Source organism: Corynebacterium nasorum (assembly GCF_022345765.1).
GTDB lineage: Bacteria > Actinomycetota > Actinomycetes > Mycobacteriales > Mycobacteriaceae > Corynebacterium > Corynebacterium kefirresidentii.
Genome location: NZ_JAKRDR010000032.1, coordinates 1 through 5,369, shown reverse-complemented (window position 1 = coordinate 5,369; position 5,369 = coordinate 1). Strand labels below are relative to the sequence as shown.

General features: G+C 53.4%; 5 protein-coding genes. 4 read left to right on the top strand and 1 reads right to left on the bottom strand.

Annotated elements, in window-relative coordinates; translation table 11 throughout:
• The first annotated feature begins 227 nt into the window (after positions 1-227).
• Complete coding sequence (locus MHK04_RS12055) at positions 228-1,088, top strand: P-loop NTPase family protein (RefSeq protein WP_239209010.1); 861 nt, start codon at positions 228-230, stop codon at positions 1,086-1,088.
• Between the two features lie 686 nt (positions 1,089-1,774).
• The gene (locus MHK04_RS12050) at positions 1,775-2,143 is read left to right on the top strand and encodes a DUF2599 domain-containing protein (protein ID WP_239209012.1); all 369 of its coding nucleotides are present in this window, start codon (positions 1,775-1,777) and stop codon (positions 2,141-2,143) included.
• A 440-nt stretch (positions 2,144-2,583) separates the two neighbouring features.
• Here MHK04_RS12050 and MHK04_RS12045 read toward each other — a convergent pair whose 3' ends face one another.
• Positions 2,584-3,081, bottom strand: coding sequence for a helix-turn-helix transcriptional regulator (locus MHK04_RS12045; protein ID WP_239209014.1), 498 nt, complete (start codon positions 3,079-3,081; stop codon positions 2,584-2,586).
• Between the two features lie 597 nt (positions 3,082-3,678).
• On the opposite strand from MHK04_RS12045, the gene MHK04_RS12040 reads away from it, so the two are divergent.
• Positions 3,679-4,047 (top strand): hypothetical protein, encoded by a 369-nt coding sequence (locus MHK04_RS12040; RefSeq protein ID WP_239209006.1) that lies wholly within the window; start codon positions 3,679-3,681, stop codon positions 4,045-4,047.
• Positions 4,034-5,128, top strand: coding sequence for an AAA family ATPase (locus MHK04_RS12035; protein ID WP_239209008.1), 1,095 nt, complete (start codon positions 4,034-4,036; stop codon positions 5,126-5,128). Before MHK04_RS12040 ends, MHK04_RS12035 begins: the two co-directional genes overlap by 14 nt.
• Positions 5,129-5,369: the final 241 nt, after the last annotated feature.

The window sequence follows — 5,369 nt, the reverse complement described above, 5'->3', positions numbered from 1 at the left end:
GGGCGCCGGCCACTACCTGGGCACAGCGCATCAAAGGTTATTTCTCAGTGGCAAGGCGGCGAATGCCGCCGCGGCAGCAAGAAGGTGCCGGTTAGTGTTACCCCGGCACCTCTGTAGCACGTATCAGACCAGCTCAGAAAGGGTATTCAGGTGAAGCAATGCGTAGCAAACGTTGTAGCAAGACTACGCAGTCCCGGTCATGGATGGCCACGATATCAGCAGAAAAAATGAGCCGAAAGGAGATAGAAGAAGCACTAACCTCATACAACTACCTAGGCCAGCTCGAAGAAGGCGAAGAAGACGGATACCGCCACTGGCAGCTAATTATCGACGGCGGACAATCTCCAATCCGATTCTCCACCCTCAAAAGAAGACTTCCAACCGCTCATTTGGAGCCTCGCAGTGGTCCAATACAGCAGGCCATTAACTATGTCACCAAAAAAGAAACCCGCGTCTCTGAAGAGCCAAGGCTAGAACACGGCACGATCCGACACAGTGACGAAACGGGGCGTCGCAAGGATGTCGAAGTAGTCCGCGAAGCAATCCTTGAAAAAGGGCTTTCTGCCGACGAAGTCTTCCTTCAAGTCCCCGAATCCAATCGCATGACCGCAATGGTAGAAAAACTCGTCGCTGCGCGAGATCGATCCCGCCACACTAAGCCTCGCCAGCTAGAAGTCATCTGGCTCTACGGGCCACCCGGAACAGGGAAAACCAGCCTCGCTGTGGAGATGGGAGGTAAAAGCTATTATCGAGTGACCGACTACCAGAACCCTTTTGATGCATACTCCGGAGAAGAGGTGCTAATTCTCGATGAATTCGACGGCGAAATGCGGCTTAGCACTCTCCTCAATGTCCTGGATATCTGGCCTACGACACTCCCCGCCCGCTACGCTGACCGCGTCGCCGCCTACAACCAAGTAGTGCTCATCTCTAACGAAGTACCCTGGTCCTTCTACGCGTGGGCCCCAGTATCTCGACGACAAGCCCTCGCTCGACGCATCAACACAATCATGCACGTAGACACTGACGGCGCTCACGACGTTACCGACCACTCAAGCAAATTCAACGAACCCACCGTAACTATTTAGGTCACGTCCCGAACCCCTTCCTGAGGGAGGGCTCAGAGGGAGCGCCGTGCCTCTTGTCGCTGAAAACAGCGATAAAAAGGCACGTATACAAGGAAAATAGACTCTTCGACTCTTCCGTCGGTCAGGACGTCGGTCGCTTATACGTGGCTACAGTCATTACTTCTGTAGCCCCGGCGGCATGTGTGCGTATCTCTTGGTTAAGCTCAGCTATATTGCTCAACGACCGTAGTCCCAGGTTCGGCGGGCCGTTTCACCCAAGCCTCACGGTCTTGGGGAGCACCTGGCGGATACGCACGCGCGAAAAGAAGCCAGGCTCTAACCCTGTACTCTCTGCTCGGTAAAAAGCGAGGAACTTCTATTGATTCGGGAAACCATCCCACGCGGATTTGTGAATCTCTCCGCGCGTCTAACTAGACACACAATCCATGTGCAAGTAGACTGACTATTGAATTGTTACAGCAAGAAAAACCCTAGCTCATCAGAGCTAGGGTTTTTCATATGCCACGCCGTGCTTCATCATGAAATACTTTCTTATCTTTAAAGAAGCACGGTTAACAAAGTCTTTCCGCATTGTTAACGAACAGGGAAAACTTTACCAAGCATTCATAGCCAGTTTGTTGTGCAGCTTCATTCTCATTTCATAGTGTCCTAAGCGTAAGCTTCGCGTTCACTTAGGAAGGAATTCAATGAAGCTGAAGAATAAGTTGGCGGCAGCTGCTATTACGGGTGCATTGATTGTTCCGGCTCAGGCTCAAGCTATGGAGGACTACTTCACTAGTGTAGACGTCGAGAACACGCCTCAAGGAGAGCGTGTACACGTGCATCACAAGGGAGGCCGAAATTATCCGAATAATGCTGCTACCACCGATAAGCTGCACAATGAAATGTGGGATGAGTACAAGCGAAAGACACCAGCACATCTTCATGGGCAAAATATGCATGATCAGCTCTCCTGCCATATCTCGAACGCTGGATTCAAGGATCCCTGGAATCTAGAAAGCTGGCGTCCAGATGTTGGGTATAATAAAACTGTTGTTGCTCTATGTAATCCATAGCGAGAAGGAGCGTATTCTTTGAATCGCGCACTATGGCCGGTACTGCTAGCAGGAATCTCAGGCCTAATTATGCTCTCTGCTGGAGGTTTCTTGTTTAGTGCGGGAATGTCTGCCAGTGACGCAGGCGCTGGGCAACAATCCGGTAACGGCGTCATTCCTTTACTTCTAGTGGGAACTGGAACTGTACTTGTGATTCTTGCCTTTATTTTCTCCGGCCCTCTATTCGAGAAGAAGACTCCAGTCGACGACCGCTAACCACTTGTTGTATTGGCTTCCTTCATTCTCTGCTCTTCTGGATTTAGTACTGTTGCCTCAGTGATGCTTCTAAGATGAGTGAGATGAACACCATCTACTATGTCCCCCAAATTATTTTGGGGGACATAGTTTTATGCAGGGGATTCGGGGGGGGAAATTATAGGTTATCCGCGTTAATGCAGAGTTTATTTTTTGATCCATTGGCTGAGGCGTTGTAGGGGGCTGCGCCTTTCTATTGGTGGGTTCTTGGGCTCGGTTTCGGGCTTGGGGTGGGTTTTTTCTTGGGTGGTGGTGAGTTGTTTGTGTGGGGTGGTTTCTAGTGCGTTGATGGTGGTTTTGAGGGCGTCGATGGTGTCTTGTTTGGCTTGGATGAGTTGTTGGGCCTGGTGCAGTTGTTGTTCGGCGTAGTGTGCGCGTTGTTTTTCTAGTTCTAGTGCGTGCACTAGATTTTGGTGGTCTTGTGTACTGGTTGCACTGGTGGGTTCTTCGGGGGTTTTGTGTGTGATGGTGTCGAGTCGTCCGCTGTTGATGAGGTCGCCGATGGGGATGTACCAGGTGTCTTGTTTTTGCTGGGCTCGGGGGAATTCTCCGCGGGTTCTGGCGCGGGTGATGGTGGATTTGGCGACGCCGGTGAGTTTGGCTGCTTCGGCGATGGTGAGTAGTTGGTCGAGGTGGTCGTCCATGTGTGCAATGGTAGCGGTGTAGTGCGGTGCACTAGGCGCACCACGCTGTTGTATGTGGTGCGCTGTGGTGGTGCACCAGGTGGTGCGGCGGGGTGTGTGGGGATGTAGGGCGTGGTGTGTGGCTCCATGCTGGGGGAATAGGGGAGGCGGACATAATACCCGTTATCGGACATCTATTGCGCAGTTAAGGCTGTAGGGGTGTGCATCTTCAGGTACCGCAGGAGGCTTCCTCCGTAGGTCTACTCCCCCCGCGTCGCGTCGGCATCGCTGCTACGGATGAAATTTTTAGCAACGGATTTTCCCTTTTCTTTCAGAGAAAACAGTTTTCAACTGCAAAGGAATACCTGGGGGTCACCTGCATAAATGCCGTATGCGTCAATAATTATGGTACGCCGTGCCGTACGTCATGACGTACGTCAAACATTCCAGAATGCCACATTCCCTTTACCCCCGTCAATCCCCACCCCCTTGCGGGTGGGGGCGGAGTATGCGTAGTCTCAAGGGTGCGCACAGCGCAAAAGTCCCCTCGGGCGTGCTTGCCGGCTGACCCGAGAGGACTCAATTCCCCTGTATATATAGAAAGGAGACGAGCGAATAATGCTCAATCTCAGTATCCCATCATATCTGGTGCCTGTCTACCAGACCCTCGAAGGCGTGCGCGTACGTACAGTACCAACGGAGCCCGAGACTAAGGGCGACATGCCTAAAACAAATTCCTATTTCCCAGGATGCAGCGCTTGGAAAATGCAGGTTTCGCTCGTCATGAGCGAGGAGGAAGGCGCGGACGAGGCCTTAGAGCGCGAGATTCGCCGACAGTCGATCACTGTCTGGGCACCAGAACGTCCAAGTGTCTCTGTCGGAGACAAAGTTCGTTTCACCGGCCTTATGGCTGGCGCGGTAGACGGAGCCATCTTCCTGCAGGCCACAGGAGTAGAGAAGCTGGAGGATACCCATGAGATCCTCTAGCAGTGAAGAACTCCTAGCGCCTCTGAACGAAGCCGTGGAGGGTCTCCAAGAGAGAGTCATCGACTTTCTTCCCTGGGCCATTTCATTCATCGTGGTGGCCATCACTCTGTGTATAGCGGTGCCGTGGTTGTGGAGAAGAGCCTGGTACGGAGGCAATAAAGCGGCTAGGCGTGTTCAGACATCACGCAAGGCGCTAGGAGAGGCCTTCGACCTGACCATCAATCAGGTCAGACGGGACGGGTCTATACGCATCGCTCCAGGCGAAACCGCCAAATGGCTACGGCCAGGGCTCGAGGCTGAGCTATCGCGCTTTCTGCACGCCCCAATTCGACTGACCGTGAGTGAAGGACTGGCAATAGTAAAGACCCCCGCCGAAATCCCCGCTTCCATACAAGGAAGGCCGAAGTTCTCTCCGAACTCTGGCGACCTGGTTATCGGTGTGGACACGACTACTGGAGCCCCAGCTGAGATCTCAATTCGCGAAAAATCGGGAATGCTCATGGCCGGAAAACCCGGCAGCGGTAAAACCCTTGCCCTTAAGGCTATTAAACATGCTCTACACTCCTACGCAGATATCACCGTCTTCGACGGTAAACGAGACAGACCAGAATCCTTCTGCACCAAGGCACTCGAGATCCAGAGATGCATGGAAAAACGCCTTAACAACGGTCTTGACTACTGGACAGAGGACGAAAAAAGTCGCCCAAAACTCTTAGTTCTAATCCTGGATGAGGCGCAGCGGTGGCTTAGTCCAGAATCTAGAAGAAAACCTGACAAAGAATCTGCGCAGATGCGGGAATCTCTCATACGCGACCTCGTCCAAAGAGGCCGAAGCGCCGGGGTGCTGGTCATACTAACGACTCAGCGTATGACCGCTGATGTCGTCCCAACAGGCATCCGGGATCTATGTGGTGTGAAAGCGATTGGCCGGGTGACTCGCCCGGAAGATGCTGAGCTGGTCCTTGGTATACGCCCAGGCGAGGGCGATCCTAGCCCGACTTCAGCAAAACCGGGGCAACTTGTTGTCGACGATGAAACAAGGCCTCTGCGAATGATCCAGGTCTACATGCCCAGAGCCTAAATAAGCCGTTCTGGGTGTCTTCGGTAGCGGCAGAGCGGCCGGAGCCGGATCTCCCAGCGGGAGGACGCCGGCGTAGGACGCGGCGACGCGAAAGGAGACCCCAGAACAAGGCGCCCGATAGGGCGCCGGCCACTACCTGGGCACAGCGCATCAAAGGTTATTTCTCAGTGGCAAGGCGGCGAATGCCGCCGCGGCAGCAAGAAGGTGCCGGTTAGTGTTACCCCGGCACCTCTGTAGCACG